This is a genomic window from Leeuwenhoekiella parthenopeia, assembly GCF_020782115.1.
GTDB classification, from domain to species: Bacteria; Bacteroidota; Bacteroidia; order Flavobacteriales; family Flavobacteriaceae; genus Leeuwenhoekiella; species Leeuwenhoekiella parthenopeia.
In genome coordinates this window covers 85,733-100,740 of the sequence record NZ_JAJGMW010000002.1, presented here as the reverse complement: position 1 = coordinate 100,740, position 15,008 = coordinate 85,733, and the positions used below count along the sequence as shown (strand labels likewise).

The 15,008-nt window shown below is 42.1% G+C and carries 18 protein-coding genes; 3 read left to right on the top strand and 15 right to left on the bottom strand.

The annotated features are described in order from the left end of the window. Positions 1-17: 17 nt before the first annotated feature. The 4 genes from LLW17_RS01650 to LLW17_RS01635 all read right to left on the bottom strand — a co-directional run bounded on the left by LLW17_RS01650 (position 18) and on the right by LLW17_RS01635 (position 2,418). Positions 18-518: a nuclear transport factor 2 family protein gene (locus tag LLW17_RS01650; RefSeq protein ID WP_228228529.1), complete on the bottom strand. Its 501-nt coding sequence runs from the start codon at positions 516-518 to the stop codon at positions 18-20. Positions 519-528: 10 nt separating this feature from the next. Continuing rightward, positions 529-1,119, bottom strand: coding sequence for a hypothetical protein (locus LLW17_RS01645; protein ID WP_228228528.1), 591 nt, complete (start codon positions 1,117-1,119; stop codon positions 529-531). Between the two features lie 78 nt (positions 1,120-1,197). Next, positions 1,198-1,641: a hypothetical protein gene (locus LLW17_RS01640; RefSeq protein ID WP_228228527.1), complete on the bottom strand. Its 444-nt coding sequence runs from the start codon at positions 1,639-1,641 to the stop codon at positions 1,198-1,200. A 174-nt stretch (positions 1,642-1,815) separates the two neighbouring features. After that, positions 1,816-2,418, bottom strand: a complete 603-nt coding sequence (locus tag LLW17_RS01635; RefSeq protein WP_228228526.1) for a hypothetical protein — start codon at positions 2,416-2,418, stop codon at positions 1,816-1,818. A gap of 251 nt (positions 2,419-2,669) precedes the next feature. Between LLW17_RS01635 and LLW17_RS01630 the strand changes: the two genes are divergently transcribed. Continuing rightward, the gene (locus LLW17_RS01630; RefSeq protein ID WP_228228525.1) at positions 2,670-2,963 is read left to right on the top strand and encodes a TIGR03643 family protein; all 294 of its coding nucleotides are present in this window, start codon (positions 2,670-2,672) and stop codon (positions 2,961-2,963) included. 80 nt (positions 2,964-3,043) lie between these two features. Here LLW17_RS01630 and LLW17_RS01625 read toward each other — a convergent pair whose 3' ends face one another. Continuing rightward, complete coding sequence (locus tag LLW17_RS01625) at positions 3,044-3,403, bottom strand: toxin-antitoxin system YwqK family antitoxin (RefSeq protein WP_228228524.1); 360 nt, start codon at positions 3,401-3,403, stop codon at positions 3,044-3,046. 266 nt (positions 3,404-3,669) lie between these two features. Between LLW17_RS01625 and LLW17_RS01620 the strand changes: the two genes are divergently transcribed. After that, positions 3,670-5,922: an inorganic phosphate transporter gene (locus LLW17_RS01620; protein WP_228228523.1), complete on the top strand. Its 2,253-nt coding sequence runs from the start codon at positions 3,670-3,672 to the stop codon at positions 5,920-5,922. A gap of 31 nt (positions 5,923-5,953) precedes the next feature. Here LLW17_RS01620 and LLW17_RS01615 read toward each other — a convergent pair whose 3' ends face one another. The 5 genes from LLW17_RS01615 to LLW17_RS01595 all read right to left on the bottom strand — a co-directional run bounded on the left by LLW17_RS01615 (position 5,954) and on the right by LLW17_RS01595 (position 12,426). Then, positions 5,954-6,793 (bottom strand): CPBP family intramembrane glutamic endopeptidase, encoded by an 840-nt coding sequence (locus tag LLW17_RS01615; RefSeq protein WP_228228522.1) that lies wholly within the window; start codon positions 6,791-6,793, stop codon positions 5,954-5,956. A gap of 108 nt (positions 6,794-6,901) precedes the next feature. Then, entirely contained in the window at positions 6,902-9,427 is a 2,526-nt protein-coding gene (locus tag LLW17_RS01610; RefSeq protein ID WP_228228521.1) for a ribonucleoside-diphosphate reductase subunit alpha, read from the bottom strand. Between the two features lie 146 nt (positions 9,428-9,573). Then, on the bottom strand, positions 9,574-10,560 hold the full coding sequence (locus LLW17_RS01605; RefSeq protein WP_228228520.1) for a ribonucleotide-diphosphate reductase subunit beta: 987 nt from the start codon (positions 10,558-10,560) through the stop codon (positions 9,574-9,576). Positions 10,561-10,969: 409 nt separating this feature from the next. Further along, positions 10,970-11,650, bottom strand: a complete 681-nt coding sequence (locus LLW17_RS01600; protein WP_228228519.1) for an HD domain-containing protein — start codon at positions 11,648-11,650, stop codon at positions 10,970-10,972. Beyond that, positions 11,647-12,426 (bottom strand): lysophospholipid acyltransferase family protein, encoded by a 780-nt coding sequence (locus LLW17_RS01595; protein ID WP_228228518.1) that lies wholly within the window; start codon positions 12,424-12,426, stop codon positions 11,647-11,649. The genes LLW17_RS01600 and LLW17_RS01595 overlap by 4 nt, the downstream gene beginning before the upstream one ends. Positions 12,427-12,574: 148 nt before the next feature. On the opposite strand from LLW17_RS01595, the gene LLW17_RS01590 reads away from it, so the two are divergent. Continuing rightward, positions 12,575-12,934, top strand: coding sequence for a hypothetical protein (locus LLW17_RS01590; protein ID WP_228228517.1), 360 nt, complete (start codon positions 12,575-12,577; stop codon positions 12,932-12,934). Here LLW17_RS01590 and LLW17_RS01585 read toward each other — a convergent pair whose 3' ends face one another. The 5 genes from LLW17_RS01585 to LLW17_RS18915 all read right to left on the bottom strand — a co-directional run bounded on the left by LLW17_RS01585 (position 12,935) and on the right by LLW17_RS18915 (position 14,941). After that, positions 12,935-13,621, bottom strand: a complete 687-nt coding sequence (locus LLW17_RS01585; protein ID WP_228228516.1) for a TVP38/TMEM64 family protein — start codon at positions 13,619-13,621, stop codon at positions 12,935-12,937. An 11-nt stretch (positions 13,622-13,632) separates the two neighbouring features. Further along, on the bottom strand, positions 13,633-13,830 hold the full coding sequence (locus LLW17_RS01580; RefSeq protein WP_099644440.1) for a helix-turn-helix transcriptional regulator: 198 nt from the start codon (positions 13,828-13,830) through the stop codon (positions 13,633-13,635). 146 nt (positions 13,831-13,976) lie between these two features. Further along, positions 13,977-14,366 carry a hypothetical protein gene (locus LLW17_RS01575; RefSeq protein ID WP_228228515.1) on the bottom strand — a complete coding sequence of 130 codons (390 nt, stop codon included), beginning with the start codon at positions 14,364-14,366 and terminating at the stop codon, positions 13,977-13,979. A 103-nt stretch (positions 14,367-14,469) separates the two neighbouring features. Next, positions 14,470-14,628, bottom strand: a complete 159-nt coding sequence (locus LLW17_RS18920; RefSeq protein WP_350355188.1) for a cupin domain-containing protein — start codon at positions 14,626-14,628, stop codon at positions 14,470-14,472. Between the two features lie 28 nt (positions 14,629-14,656). Further along, positions 14,657-14,941, bottom strand: a complete 285-nt coding sequence (locus tag LLW17_RS18915) for a cupin domain-containing protein (RefSeq protein WP_350355187.1) — start codon at positions 14,939-14,941, stop codon at positions 14,657-14,659. Positions 14,942-15,008: the final 67 nt, after the last annotated feature.

The following is a 15,008-nucleotide window of genomic DNA, read 5'->3' as shown; positions in this document are numbered from 1 at the left end:
AGGGGTTGTAAATTTTCTTAATTAGATCGCATCTGCTTAATCAGTGCGCTGTCGTGCTCGTTTTTAAGTTCCGTTAATTCAGACACGTTTTCATTAGGAACAGCTATTGAAAGTACATAATGCTGCACCTTCCATTCTTTACCGTCGAGACGCATCACGCCTGAGCCTCTGCAAATACCCATCTGCGTTTCTAAAAGCTCATCAAACCATGCGATCTTTGATTTCTTCGGATGATAAATGGTGCGCTCCAGGGTTTTAAAAGTCCAGGCCTTGCCCGCATCAAAATAGGGTTTTGAATAGGCCTTAAAATCATCCAGCTGCCAGTTTTCTTCTGCATCGGTACCTATAAACACGCCGTCTTTAGTCATCAAATCAAAATACGCGTCAAAATCTGCATCTGCGGCAGCTTTATGCCAATTTTCAAGTTGGGTGTTAATCGCCATCTCTGTTGCATCGCGATCCTGCGCCTGTAATCCAAAAACAACGAGAAGCAGCAGTAAGCTTATTTTAAATTTCATATCTGTAATTTTAATTTTCAATAGGATTTAATGTGCCTCTTTGTGCCCTTCCGCTTATTAACGTGTCACGGGCAGTAGATAGGGAATCGGCTTCAATATCATATTCTTCCAGAATTTCTTCAATAGATTTCTGGTACTTGAGATTGAGCTGAAGTTTAAGATTTTGAAAGGCATTGTACAATTCGGTACCCTCCTGAGAAACGGCCAGGGTATCAACCTGAATCTTTGAAGCTTCCTGTATGGTGGTATTCATTTTAGAATAGACTACCAAAAGCCTCGCTCGAATCGCATTGTTTATTAACGAATCTGGTGATTTGGTTACCAAAGCAGCAGCATTATCTAAGTACTTTTTAGAATTCAATCTTAGATATTGCAGCCTCACGGTATCGAGGCTTCGTATGTTGGCAGTTAAATCGGAAAACTCATCCCAGCCTGCGATCGCATCCTGAGTGGGCGGAGTAAGAATGATTTCGGGTTTTTTAAAGTCTAAAAAAGAAATCTGCAGCGTGTCTGTCAGGTCACGGGGATCTTGAAGTTGCTTTTGCTCTTCTTTACAGGCAAAAAGCAGGAGGCTCGTAAGCAAAAAAAGGAGTATTCGCATGCCGTAAAAATAAGCAATGCTTTTGATTAAAGTTTTAAGATTTTGGGAAGCTGAACTTAAATGTTGGTCGCGGTATTCTTAAAAGCTGCGATTAAGCTCTTTGTTTAAAGTGTCAAAAGCTTTGACCAGCGTCTCAATATGCTGCTCAACAACCCATTCGCGGGTTTCGCTACGGTTGACATTTGCGTAAAAGTCATTTATTTCGGTGTCAATACGCTTTACCTTTTTCAGAATTGAGGGAGTAGCCAATGTTTCGGGAATGCCTATAGCCATCTGATTGCTGTTTAAAGCCAGATCATCAAGCATATCTATAGCATTGAGGGCATTGGTATTTGTAATTAAGGCCAAATCTTTCTCCAATTCTCTGTACCCTATCCAATTTTTTACGGCCCTCGAGGCTCCCCGATCTAAAGAAACCACCGGAACTTTTAAATCGAGACTGGACACATCTGACTCATCTTCGTTTTTACACGAAGTGAGGACAATTAGAAAAGCCAGTATGCAGGTGAAATAAAGTTTCAATCTTTGGGGTTTTTAATTGGGTAAAATTAAGAAGATTAGGCAGTTCTGAACCCGAGAGGTATGATAAGCTTTCCTTAAAAAATATCATATTCTCTAAAAAAAGCTATAAAATTTCGCTTTGGTCAAAAAAAAATCCTGTCACAGGGACAGGATTTTAAGAATCAAATGATTCAATTATTGATTGTCATCTAATAGACTTACGCCTTTTTTTGAAGCAGTTTCCTGAAGTTCTTCATTTAAATCATCGTAAGCTTCGATCAACTCCTCAACCTGGTTACCAATTTTCTTCTCATCGGTACCGTATTTTTTTAGGACCATTCTTAAGTCTGCGACTTCTTCACGAATGTCTTTAATGTCTTCCTGAACTTCTTCGGTCATCACCGATGCAGGAATGGTATTTTGAAGATTATTTGCTTCCTGCTCAAGACGCGTCATATAATCTGTTATTTCTTCCTGAGGAACTTCATTAAGGCCTAAAGATTTCACCGAAGCTGAAAAGGTGTTGTAATCATTCCAACCCTCGATATCGGCACGCATTTTAGGATCTGATTCTACAGCATCCCAATCTATTTCATAATTCTGAGGAAGTCTGGGTCTTTCGAGTCCTGTATCTGTATTTTCGGCATAACGCAGTCTCTCTAAATCTGCAGAATCCTTTTCAACCTGTTGTTCTGTCTCGTTACGCTCTTCAACCTGAGCTTCTTTTTGGTCATTTTTACAGGAAATCAATGCGCCGGCAAGCAACACCGTTCCTAAAGCAAATTTTATCGTTCTCATAATTTGATTTTAAGTTTAATACAGCACTGATTTTTAAAACTAAACCGGTGCTTTAAGTAGACAAAATTAACGGTCTTTTAAATTATCACGTATAGCGCCGACGATAAATAAATCATAAACTTTAAGACTGATTACAAAGAATTTACTCCCTTGTGTTAAAGCCGGGATTTAAACGTTAAGTTTTTACAAATGCGGGGGTTACATTTCTGTTTTACAAAACAAGGTTATAAACTTGCAATAAAGATAAAGTTATGAGTACCAATCCCTATTCTGAACGTTTTACCGAGCGTGAATTAGATCGTATTATTGAAATGGCGTGGGAAGACCGCACTACGTTTGATGCGATAGAATTTCAGTTTGGATTAAAAGAACAGGAAGTTATTGAATTAATGCGCAGGCAAATGAAGCCTTCAAGCTTTAGGATGTGGCGCGAACGTGTACAGGGTCGTGCTACCAAACATGCAGCTCTGCGTAATTTTGACAAAGGAACCTTTAAGAGTTCACGACAAAAACAAATCACGCACAATAAAATTAGCAAACGCTAATACCGGTTTAAAATGAAAATGCCTGTTGAAAAATCAACAGGCATTTGTTTTTTTGATTTGTTTCCTGATTCAGGACTTGCTTACTCATTGCTTACTACACGCTCACCTTCAATCTTCCAGGTATTAACACTGGTAATTCTTGATTGACTGTAATCTACTTCGCGTAAAGTGTCATTTTCCCAGAAAAACCATTTTCCGGTTTTCTTTCCTTTTGTGTAATTAGCTACTGCAGTTTTCTTTCCATCTGCATCATAGCTAACCCACTCTCCGTGCAATTTACCATCTGCTGTGTAGTAACCCTCTTGATTTACTTGTCCATTATCATAAAACAAAGTAGCCTTAATCAAATTACCTTCTTTCACGTACGTATTCTTTTTTTCTTGTGCAGAAACAAAGCTTACAGCACCTACAAGGGCAACGATAACAAGTAACTTTTTCATAATAATAGGTATTTAGGGTTAAACTTTACTTTACAAATATACATGATATTTAAATGTAAATTTACATTTAGGTAACATTGAATTAACATTAAAAATGTAAAACACTAATATACAATGCTTTATATTTTAAATTTAACATTATTAAACACTCATTTTAAGCTAATTATGCCCAAAATAGGCCCTAATTACCCCTTACTTATAACTTTTGCGTAACATTAGACCGTAAAATAAATATCAAATTTGCACATTTAAAGATTCCCTATTTTATGGATAATATATACCTGATAATGCTAATCGCTCTGGCCATTCTCGCCATTGCAGATCTGGTAGTAGGAGTAAGTAACGACGCTGTTAATTTCCTCAATTCGGCTATTGGTTCAAAGGCTGTAAGCTTTAAAACCATTATGATCGTTGCCAGCGTGGGTATAGCCTTTGGCGCCCTCTCCTCAAGCGGAATGATGGAAGTGGCCCGTAAAGGTATTTTTGTTCCTGAAAAATTCTATTTTGACGAGATCATGGTCATTTTCATGGCCGTCATGCTCACCGATATTTTACTCCTTGACTTTTTCAATACGCTGGGTCTGCCTACTTCTACCACGGTTTCTATAGTTTTTGAATTACTCGGTGCTGCTTTTTGTATGACCTTCATTAAACTTTCAGGGAACTCCGATACACTTTTACACCTGGGAGAATACATCAATTCAGACAAAGCGATCGAAATTATAACGGGTATTCTCCTCTCGGTCGTCATAGCCTTTACAATCGGAGCGCTGGTGCAGTTTTTAACGCGCCTGTTGCTCACCTTCAACTTTTCTAAGCGCCCTACCTGGTATGCTGCGGTTTTTAGCGGTATATCTACGGCAGCCATTGGCTATTTCATCATTATTAAAGGTTTAAAGAGTGCAGATTTTGTTCAGGGTGCTTTTATTGACTGGGCTAACAACAACTTATGGCCATTTCTCGGCATTAGTTTTATTGTTTGGTTTATAGTGTCTTATATACTTATCAAGGCTTTTAAACTCAACGTCTACGTGATGATTATCGTTCTGGGAACTTTTGCCCTGGCGATGGCCTTTGCGGGTAATGACCTGGTGAACTTTATCGGCGTGCCTATGGCCGCTTACAATTCTTATGACATCTGGCTTGCCAGTGGCGAACCTGCCAGTTCATTTACAATGGAATCTTTGGCTGAAAAAGTACCCACACAGCCGTTGCTGTTACTCGTTGCAGGTCTGGTTATGATCTTAACCCTTTGGTTTTCCAAGAAGGCACGTCGGGTTGTTAAAACCTCAGTTGATCTTGCCCGCCAGGACGAAGGACACGAGCGATTTAAAGCCAATGCCATATCGCGCTCACTGGTACGCGGAGCCATGAAGCTCAACGCTGCCTTTATGACCATTTTACCACAACGTTCTAAAGATTATATCGAAGTCCGCTTTGCCAAAATAACACCGGCGACCCGCGTGGCCCGTATAGATATGCCGGCTTTTGACCTCGTGCGTGCCGCGGTAAACCTTATGGTTGCCAGTGTGCTGATCTCAATGGCTACTTCACTCAAATTACCTTTGAGTACTACCTATGTTACTTTCATGGTGGCAATGGGTAGTTCACTTGCCGACCGTGCCTGGGGAAGCGAAAGCGCCGTTTACCGGGTTGCGGGTGTGCTTAACGTAATTGGCGGCTGGTTTATGACCGCAATAAGTGCCTTTACCGCTGCGGGTGTCATGGCTTTCGTATTGTATAAAGGCGGAAGCGTTGCCCTTTTCCTTTTATTTGCCGCTGCTATCGCGATTCTCGTACGTAATTATATGAATCACCGCAAGCGTTCTGAAGCCGAAGCTGAAGAAGGCCGTTTACTACGTGCGGTGAGCAGTTCTATTCAGGGGATTATCAATGAGAGTACGACCAACGTTGCTTCTGCCTTTAAACGCGGAAACAAGGTTTATGTAGGTACCATTGAAGGTCTGGCCAAAGTAGATCTGGGCAAACTGCGTAAGAGCAAAAAAGGGATTACCAAGCTTAACGACGAGGTCGAAGAATTGCGTAATAACCTGTATTATTTCATCAAAAATCTGGATGAAAGCCATGTACAGGCCAGTAGGTTTTACATTGATGTTTTAGGTTATCTGCAAGACGTGACCCAGTCTATCGAGTTTGTCACTACTGCAAGTTACGATCACCTCAACAACAATCATAAAGGCTTAAAGTTTACACAGCTCAAAGACCTTAAAGAGATCGAAACCAAACTCAACAAAGTCTTCTCAAAGATTGAAGATACCTTTAAGGCTAAGAATTTTGAGGAGATCGTCTCGATTCTTGAAGAAAAGCAAAGCCTGCTCGAAAGTATATCGGTGAAGATTGAAAAGCAGGTAGAACGCACCCGTAACAGCGACTCAAGTCCTAAAAATACCATGCTGTATTTCAGTATCCTTCAGGAGACGGAAGATCTGGTTAAAGCTACTATGAACCTGCTGGAGCATTATTACATCGAGAATAAAAAGCACAGGGTAGGCAAGTAAAAACCGGGTAGGTCATTTTATTTTAAAGTATTTAAATCAGACTGTTTTGCCGTCGTTTTTGATAATAGCTAAAGAGTAAGCCTATCAGCAAAAGCTGGATAATAACGGCCAGTACAGAGCCCTCAAAGCCAAAATAACCGCCGTTTAAGATATTTGCTTCCGGCAATTCAAATTTGAAGATTGAATAGAAATCCTGGCCGCTTACGTTGAAGCCAAAATAAGACTGAAAGAGATTCCAGCTTAAGTGCAAGCCAATCGGAAACCAGAGGTTTTTGGTGAATATATAAGACGTTCCCAGAAGTATTCCCGCTAAAAACAGGTTAAGCATCCCCAATACGTCTAAATTGGGGTTTAAGCCGTGCAATGCTGCAAATAACAAAGAGGAAAGCGCGAGTGCACTATATTTACTGAAACTCAGCATCAAATTGCGCAACACATAACCCCGTAAAAGCACTTCTTCTCCTACAGCTACCGCCGTAAATAGAAGTATGGAAGCCAGAGCACCGCTAGCATCAAAGTCTACCGACTTAAAAATCAGTTCGCGGGTTAGCAGCAGAAAAACAAACACAAACCCCATTATAACTGCCCCTAATACGATTCCGGCTAAAAATTCCTGACTTCTGCCTTTCCACGAAAATCCCAAATCTACAAACGGACGTTTATCAACATAGTTCATAAATATCCATAAGACGAGAAACATACCTACAAGCTCAAACAGCTTCAGAAAAAACCGATCAAAATACGTTTTATCTTCAGACTGAAAATCTATTCCCATAAGGTATGCCCCTAATAATTGTACTCCGCCCGCTATGAAAATATAGGGCAATACAAAAAGTAAAATGCGCAACCAACCTCGTTTCGCTTCTTCCATAATTTTCTACAAAAATTTGCCTTTCAGCCTTAAAATAATACCGAATCAATAAAAAAGCCCCAACCAAAAATGGTCAGAGCTTTTTAAGATTCACTTACTTAAATCGTTCTATGATCCGCACATCAGGCAGTCGTCATCGCCTTCTGCGGCTTTAGCCTGTGCGATGATTGCCCGCATTTCTTCGGCAGTCATCGGCTGGGTATCTACCTGTTTTGCAGCTGCTGCAACCTGTACTTTAACCTCCTGCCCTTCATACGGCTCTGCACGCTCTTCAACAGAATCTGGACGGTGCACGGGTGTCTTAGCCTTTAAGGTTTCGGCAGCCCGCTGTGCAACCTGACGCTCTGCTACCGGTTCGCTTTTCGTTTCCTTGCTTAGGGTAAACTTAATCGCATCAACGGCAGATTTGGTACGCAGATAATACATTCCGGTTTTTAAGCCGCTCTTCCAAGCATAAAAATGCATTGAAGTAAGTTTTGCAAAATTTGCATTCTCCATAAACAGGTTAAGCGACTGCGACTGGTCTATAAAATACCCGCGATGGCGCGACATATCTATGATGTCTTTCATACTCAGCTCCCAAACGGTCTTGTACAATTCTTTTAAATCTTCTGGAATACCATCTATGTGCTGAATAGAACCATTGGCACGCATAATAGCCTGCTTCAATTCTTCATCCCATAAATCAAGAGCAACCAGATCTTCAAGCAGGTGTTTGTTTACCACGATAAATTCACCCGAAAGCACGCGTCTGGTGTAAATGTTTGAAGTATAGGGCTCAAAGGCCTCGTTATTTCCTAAAATCTGAGAAGTTGATGCTGTAGGCATTGGCGCTACCAGCAGGGAGTTACGCACCCCGTGCTCCATCACTTCCTTACGCAATTTTGCCCAGTCCCAACGACCGCTTAATTCTTCATCTTTTATGCCCCACAGGTTGTGCTGAAACTCTCCTTTTGAAATAGGCGATCCTTTAAAGGTTGAATAGGGACCTTCTTCAATAGCCATTTCTTTGGAAGCTGTAACTGCAGCAAAATAAAGGGTTTCAAAGATTTCCTGATTCAGTTTTTTAGCCTCGTCTGAAGTAAACGGAAGCCTTAATTTAATGAACGTATCTGCAAGCCCCTGCACACCAAGACCAATAGGTCTGTGACGCATATTGCTGTTTTCGGCCTCTTTTACAGGATAGTAATTGCGGTCGATCACCCGGTTTAGGTTGCGGGTAACACGCTTGGTGATTTTAAATAATTCTTTGTGATCAAACTGCCCGTCTTTGATAAACATAGGCAGCGCGATAGACGCCAGGTTACACACTGCAACTTCGTCGGGGCTGGTATATTCTAAAATCTCAGTACACAGGTTTGAAGAACGAATGGTTCCTAAGTTCTGCTGATTGGACTTGCGGTTTGCTGCATCTTTATACAGCATATACGGCGTACCGGTCTCGATTTGTGATTCGAGAATTTTCTCCCAAAGCTCCCGTGCTTTAATGGTTTTACGACCACGGCCTTCAGACTCGTACTGTAAATACAGCTTTTCAAATTCCTCGCTGTGTACGTTGAAGAGATTGGGGCACTCATTAGGACACATCAAGGTCCACTCCTCGTTGTTTTGTACACGCTCCATAAACAAATCGGGTATCCACATGGCATAGAATAAATCACGTGCACGCATCTCTTCTTTCCCGTGGTTTTTCTTCAGGTCTAGGAAGTCAAAAATATCGGCATGCCATGGTTCGATGTACATTGCAAACGAACCTTTACGCTTACCGCCACCCTGGTCTACATAACGCGCGGTGTCGTTATATACACGCAACATAGGCACAATACCGTTAGAAGTACCGTTAGTACCGCCAATATAAGAGCCGGTTGCACGCACGTTGTGAATAGAAAGACCTATACCACCGGCGCTTTGTGAAATCTTCGCGGTTTGCTTCAGCGTATCGTAAATACCATCTATACTGTCGTCCTGCATCGCGAGTAAGAAACACGAAGACATTTGAGGTTTAGGCGTACCTGAGTTGAATAGCGTAGGTGTTGCGTGGGTAAAGTATTTTTTCGACATCAACTCATAGGTCTCTTTTACAGACTCCAGATCATCGAGGTGAATACCTACGGCCACACGCATCAACATATGTTGCGGACGCTCGGCAATTTTACCGTCTAGCTTGAGTAAATACGAGCGCTCCAGAGTTTTAAAACCAAAGTAATCATAACCAAAATCCCTGCTGTAGATAATTGAAGAATCGAGCTCTTCTTTATGTTTCATAATCACCTCATACACCTCATCTGCTATAAGCGGTGCCTTTTGTCCTGTACGCGGGTTGATGTACTCATACAGGTCTGTTACAACTTCACTGAAGGATTTTTTGGTGTTTTTATGCAGGTTAGAGACCGAAACACGTGCCGCCAGTTTTGCATAATCAGGATGCGAGGTGGTCATCGTTGCCGAAACCTCTGCTGCAAGATTATCGAGTTCACTGGTAGTTACCCCGTCATAAAGCCCTTCGATTACGCGAAGCGAAATTTTCACAGGATCTACGAGTGGGTTTAAACCATAGCAAAGCTTTCTGATGCGTGCTGTGATTTTGTCAAACATTACGGGTTCTTTGCGGCCGTCTCTTTTTACTACATACATAGGTCTTTGGTTTTTAAGGCATTTCTATAACGATCTCGCTTTCGTTTTTAGAAAATAAAGGTTACCGGCAACAGTTTCACAACTGTTGCCCTGTTCAGGATAAAAGGTATTTGATATTGGCTTACGCCAAATTGAAATTATTCGATTTAAAAGTCGGCGTCAAAACTGATTTTTGAGCCTTCTTTTCCGCCGCTGCCACTGGCCACACCCGCTTTCTGGTATTCTCCCACTCGCTTTTCAAAGAAATTGGTTTTCCCCTGAAGCGAGATCATATCCATAAAATCAAACGGATTGGTCACATTGTACTCCTTCTCGCAATCCAGCTCAACCAAAAGGCGATCGGTTACAAACTCCAGATATTGGGTCATAAGCTTGGCATTCATACCTATCAAACTTGCAGGAAGTGATTCGGTAATAAACTCACGCTCAATATTAAGTGCATCGATGATGATCTCTTTGATGCGCTCTTTAGAAACTTTATTAATCAGGTGGTGGTTGTGCAGGTGTACCGCAAAGTCGCAATGCACGCCTTCGTCACGGGAAATCAATTCGTTAGAAAAGGTAAGACCCGGCATAAGTCCGCGTTTTTTCAACCAGAAAATCGAACAAAAAGCACCGGAGAAGAAGATACCTTCAACAGCTGCAAAAGCGATCAAACGCTCAGCGAATGAAGGGCTCTCAATCCACTTCAATGCCCAGTCTGCTTTTTTCTTGATAGCCGGAAAGTTTTCGATCGCATTAAACAGCATATCTTTTTCTTTCTCGTCTTTCACGTAGGTATCAATAAGCAGTGAGTACGTTTCCGAGTGGATGTTTTCCATCATAATTTGGAAACCATAGAAAAACTTGGCTTCAGAATATTGCACTTCATTTACGAAGTTTTCTGCAAGATTTTCATTTACAATACCGTCTGATGCAGCAAAAAAAGCAAGAATATGCTTGATGAAATAACGCTCATCGTCATTGAGCTTTGAAGACCAGTCTGTAAGATCCTGGTGCAGGTCGATTTCTTCAGCGGTCCAGAAACTGGCTTCCGATTTCTTATACCATTCCCAGATGTCTGGATGTTGAATAGGAAAAATGACAAATCGGTTACTGTTTTCCTGTAAAATCGGCTCTACTGCATTACTCATTTTCGGTAAATTTTTTGGTTAACTTTTCTAATCACTAGGGACTAACAAATTTGGAAAAAAAATGAAGAGTAACCCTCAAAAAAGAAGCTTCGTTTTCAACAAAGTTGTCAACATGGTTGATTTGAAAAGCCGTTCTGAAGCTTTAACTTTTTTAATTTAAAAATCTAAAAATCAATTAGTTGTATAAGTAATTATTTTAAATTATGAAGCTGGTTCAGAAGTCTTCACGCCTTTATACACAGGCGTTAATGCGATTTTAAAAATGAAAATTAAGAAGCCTTGAAAAATACAAAAGTTGTCAACTTTTGTAAACTTTTTGAAATTTTGGCCGGAAAAAGTTGTCAAAAAAAACAGTGAAAAATAGATTTTCTGACTTTGAAAAAATAAGGACGTCTAAGTTAGGACAAACTTACTTAACACCTTCCCATTCGGAGTAAAATTGTTCTAAAAAACCTTCCATATATCTATGACGGTCTGCAGCGATTTCTTTTGCAGTCGCGGTATGCATCTGGTCTTTAAGAAGCAGCAATTTTTCGTAGAAATGATTAATCGTTGGGGCCTCAGACTTTTTATAATCTTCGGCAGTCATTTCGAGATCGGGTTTTATAGTGGGGTCGTAGAGTTTCCGGTTTTTAAAACCGCCGTAATTAAACGTACGGGCGATACCTATGGCACCAATGGCATCCAGGCGGTCTGCATCCTGCACAATTTGCAATTCGAGGCTGGTATAGTCACTTTTCTTATGTCCGCCCCGGTAAGAAACGTTTTCAATAATTTTTACAACCGCTTCAAGACGCACTTCATCTACGTGATTTTTTGCAAGAAAAGCCCTGGCCATTTTTGGCCCCTTCTCCTCATCACCGTTGTGAAATTTAGAATCGGCGATGTCGTGCAGCAGGGCAGCCAGTGCCAGGGTGAGCACGTCTGCACCAGACTCTCCCTTGGCAATATGAAGGGCATTTTTATAAACCCGCAAAATATGAAACCAGTCGTGACCGCCTTCGGCATTAGCCAGTGTTTCCTGTACAAAATCACGGGTGCGCTCTATGAGCTTCAGATCTTCGGGATGCAGGGATACGGTATCGGTCATGGCCTGGTTTGTGGAATTACTGATTTAGACTGATGCTTGCGTACCTCGGGAAAGGTACCCAAAACCACATCCTGCACCTGCTTAACCAGAGCCTCAGGATCTGCCCCCGCAACCGGAATAGGCTCGTGCACCGTATGTTTTACGTGAACGCCAATATCCTGCGGAAAACCACCCCAGCGCATCAGTTTATACGAATTTTCAATAGTCACCGGCAACACGATCGCCGTAGGCATTGCTTTAAAGAGGGTTATGAGTCCGCCGGTTGCAAACTCTTTAGGCACGCCATCTTTACTGCGGGTTCCTTCCGGAAAAATCACCACAGACCTGTTGGTCGCATTAAGGGTACGGGTTAAATCGCGGATGGCGAGTATAGACTGTCGCTTGTCTTTTCGATCTATAAGAGCCGAACCGCCCTTTCGCAGGTTGTACGAGATACTGGGAATGCCTTTACCTAATTCGATCTTGCTGATAAACTTGGGATGAATTCGGCGCAGATACCAGATAAGCGGCGGAATATCCCACTGCCCCTGATGATTGGCCACTATAATGATAGGCTGATCGCGCTTTATAGTATACGGGTTGGTAAACGTAAAACGCGTGCCCAGCAAATTGAGGCAGCGCATAATGCTAAAATTGAGGTAATCAACACTTTTTTTATGTGCCTGATAGCCAAACCAATTATAGCACACCCATTGAATGGGGTGAAAAATGCAAATGGTAAGACCAAAAGCCAGATAAAACAACACGCTTAGCGGATAGGCGAAAATCTTTCTCATTCTGATTTAAAAGATACAAAGTAACGCATTCACAAGCTATAACGCCAATTTTAAAAGCAGGTAGTTTTAAGAACCTTTTAAGATTATGGGGGAAATTCCCCTTACCCCGACAGGGCTATACCGCTACATTTGTATCAAAGCTTTAGGTATGAATAACGCACTTTGCATCCGCCTTACCTTGCTGTTTATTGCATTAAACAGCATTGCCTTTATGGTTAATTGCTGCGGAATTTCACCACGGTTTGATTTTCAGAAAAATCACAGCTGTTTTGAATTTTTCTTATTAACCGATACCTCCAAAGAGTCTCCTGCTCTTAGTAAAGTTGGGCCACGTGAGCAGGAACTTGATGGGTTTTGGCCTTTTGAAAACTTTTATGTGGAAATTCCGGCGGAAGATGCGCCTGCAACACGCCGATTCCGCGGATTGTTTGCCGGTTTCGAAACAGGCGAATTTATTTTCTACAGCATTCTTATTGCCGCAGTGTTTCTGTTTTTGAAATTGTGGTAATTAGCTGTTGCGCTTCCGCTTACTCCACCACACGTAAAACCCAAAGATTACCAGACTTACTAAAGATCCCCAGAGCATTCCGTTTTTCAGTCCGTCTGTGCTTTCGCCCATAATAGCGATAAAAAGGGTTAGCGGGGCAATCCCAGCAAGCGTAGCACCTATAAATTTGAGGTAATTCATTTTTAAAATTCCGCCTACAAAACTGATGGCGTCATTAGACAGAAACGGATTGAGCCGGGTGATAGCTATAGCCCAAAAGCCAAAATCGTCAATAAAATCCTCGAGTTTATCTTCGGTTTTAGAACCCACCAGATTGCTGATAAGGCCTGCCCCGAAAACTTTTCCCAGAAGATACCCGATGCTGGAGGCCGAAAAAATACTGACAAAAACCAGCAAACTGCCCCAGATGGGACCGTAAGCCAAAATACAAACCACCATAAGCGCCACCGAAGGAATCACGATCAAAAACATCTGCGCGATCATAGCGGCGATGAGCACCAAAGGACCTGCCCAGCCAAAGCCCGAAACCCATTCTTCAATACGCTTTTCGTCCCCGCTTGTCAAAACAGACCAGGCTTCATTAAAAAATTCTTTGGCCTCCGGAATGAAGAAATACGACAGCACCAGGCCCACCACCAGTAAAGCCGAAAGGATTTTAGGAAGCAGGCTTAGTATGTTTTTTTGCATAGTGCTTGGTCTTACTCAGCCTCGAAGCGAAACAACTCCTCGATGCTGCATTTAAAAACAGCCGCCAGGCGAAATGCCGTAGGCAGACTGGGGTCAAATTTACCCTTTTCAATCGCATTAATGGTCTGGCGCGAGACGTTTATGGTTTGAGCCAGATCTTCCTGCGTCATATTGAAGCGGGCACGGTAGTCTTTTATCGTATTCTTCAATTGCGAAATTTTAAGTTAGAGACCGGTTCCCATTGATTTGAATTAGTGCTTCGGTCAGGCACTAAATTTTGTAGGTGCTCCCAAAGAACTGGTTTTCGAAAGGCTCAGACTGAACATCTCACACTGAACCCTTCCTGAATTAGTACCTAAGAATACTTACGGGCATTGAAGAATACACACAAAATGTAGGTGATCCCCATAAACAAAATAAGAAAGGCGATCTCGGCGTCCTGCTTGATCAGGTTTGTGGTGTCTAACTGCGAGTACGCGATACCGCACACCACCGAAAGTCCCAGGGTTAAGCCCATAGACTCCAATTGTATTTTGCGTTGCAGCTCGTCACCGGCATTCACAAAATCACGGTTGGCCAGGACCATCCCGATGCCGACTGCCAGACTTAAGAGGATCGCGATAATGGTGATCCACCGGGCTTCCCATAAAAACTGGGAGCCAAAAGTGACTAAAGCCGTGGTCAACACCCAGGCGATTGACCATTTAGCCAATTTGTTACGGGAGGCAATTACTTGAGTATTCATAGAGTTTGATTTTTGATTAATGTAAAGTGTACTTGACAAAAATACTCAAAAATAAATGTAAAGCAAGCTTTACATTTAAAATTTTTAGAATGGCCTCCCGGTTTTAGTTTTTGGAGAGCTGCTCTGCAACCTCGTCATAGGCATCGCGGGTTAAGACTTCGGTCCAGACGGTGGGTTGCTCGCCGTAAATCGCCAGATAGGTCACATCGTGATACTTTGACGACGCATGCCAATGCTCGGTGTCTTTTGCACATTGAATCACATCACCGGCTTTCATAAGTATGGGATCTTTACCCCCGCTCCTGGTAATAACCGGCGCCGTCTACCACCACCAAAACCTGCGACGTGGCATGTTTATGCCAGTCAAGGGTAGAGTTGGCCTTAAAGGTTGCTTTGGTGATGTTATACTCGAGATCGCCTTCCGCACGCACCAGGCTGTTTAAAAAAGCTTCACCCAGATAATGCGTATTGGGCGCTTTGGTCCCTTCTTCGTTATAGGAAGTTACCGTATACGCAGTGCTTTGTGCGCTTACCCATACCGGAAGCGCAAGGAAAAGGAATGCAAGTTTTTTCATAGGGAATGATTCAGGAGTGAGAAATTAAGGAATTGGGATGAGATAAGAAAAGATAAAAAATCCTAGC

Coding starts and splice junctions, on each gene's coding strand:
- LLW17_RS18915 (WP_350355187.1), bottom strand. CDS start 14,941: ATGAAAAAACTTGCATTCCTTTTCCTTGCGCTTCCGGTATGGGTAAGC.
- LLW17_RS01575 (WP_228228515.1), bottom strand. CDS start 14,366: ATGAATACTCAAGTAATTGCCTCCCGTAACAAATTGGCTAAATGGTCA.
- LLW17_RS01590 (WP_228228517.1), top strand. CDS start 12,575: ATGAATAACGCACTTTGCATCCGCCTTACCTTGCTGTTTATTGCATTA.
- LLW17_RS01605 (WP_228228520.1), bottom strand. CDS start 10,560: ATGAGTAATGCAGTAGAGCCGATTTTACAGGAAAACAGTAACCGATTT.
- LLW17_RS01615 (WP_228228522.1), bottom strand. CDS start 6,793: ATGGAAGAAGCGAAACGAGGTTGGTTGCGCATTTTACTTTTTGTATTG.
- LLW17_RS01620 (WP_228228523.1), top strand. CDS start 3,670: ATGGATAATATATACCTGATAATGCTAATCGCTCTGGCCATTCTCGCC.
- LLW17_RS01585 (WP_228228516.1), bottom strand. CDS start 13,621: ATGCAAAAAAACATACTAAGCCTGCTTCCTAAAATCCTTTCGGCTTTA.
- LLW17_RS01610 (WP_228228521.1), bottom strand. CDS start 9,427: ATGTATGTAGTAAAAAGAGACGGCCGCAAAGAACCCGTAATGTTTGAC.
- LLW17_RS01635 (WP_228228526.1), bottom strand. CDS start 2,418: ATGAGAACGATAAAATTTGCTTTAGGAACGGTGTTGCTTGCCGGCGCA.
- LLW17_RS01645 (WP_228228528.1), bottom strand. CDS start 1,119: ATGCGAATACTCCTTTTTTTGCTTACGAGCCTCCTGCTTTTTGCCTGT.
- LLW17_RS01650 (WP_228228529.1), bottom strand. CDS start 518: ATGAAATTTAAAATAAGCTTACTGCTGCTTCTCGTTGTTTTTGGATTA.
- LLW17_RS01600 (WP_228228519.1), bottom strand. CDS start 11,650: ATGACCGATACCGTATCCCTGCATCCCGAAGATCTGAAGCTCATAGAG.
- LLW17_RS01625 (WP_228228524.1), bottom strand. CDS start 3,403: ATGAAAAAGTTACTTGTTATCGTTGCCCTTGTAGGTGCTGTAAGCTTT.
- LLW17_RS01630 (WP_228228525.1), top strand. CDS start 2,670: ATGAGTACCAATCCCTATTCTGAACGTTTTACCGAGCGTGAATTAGAT.
- LLW17_RS01595 (WP_228228518.1), bottom strand. CDS start 12,426: ATGAGAAAGATTTTCGCCTATCCGCTAAGCGTGTTGTTTTATCTGGCT.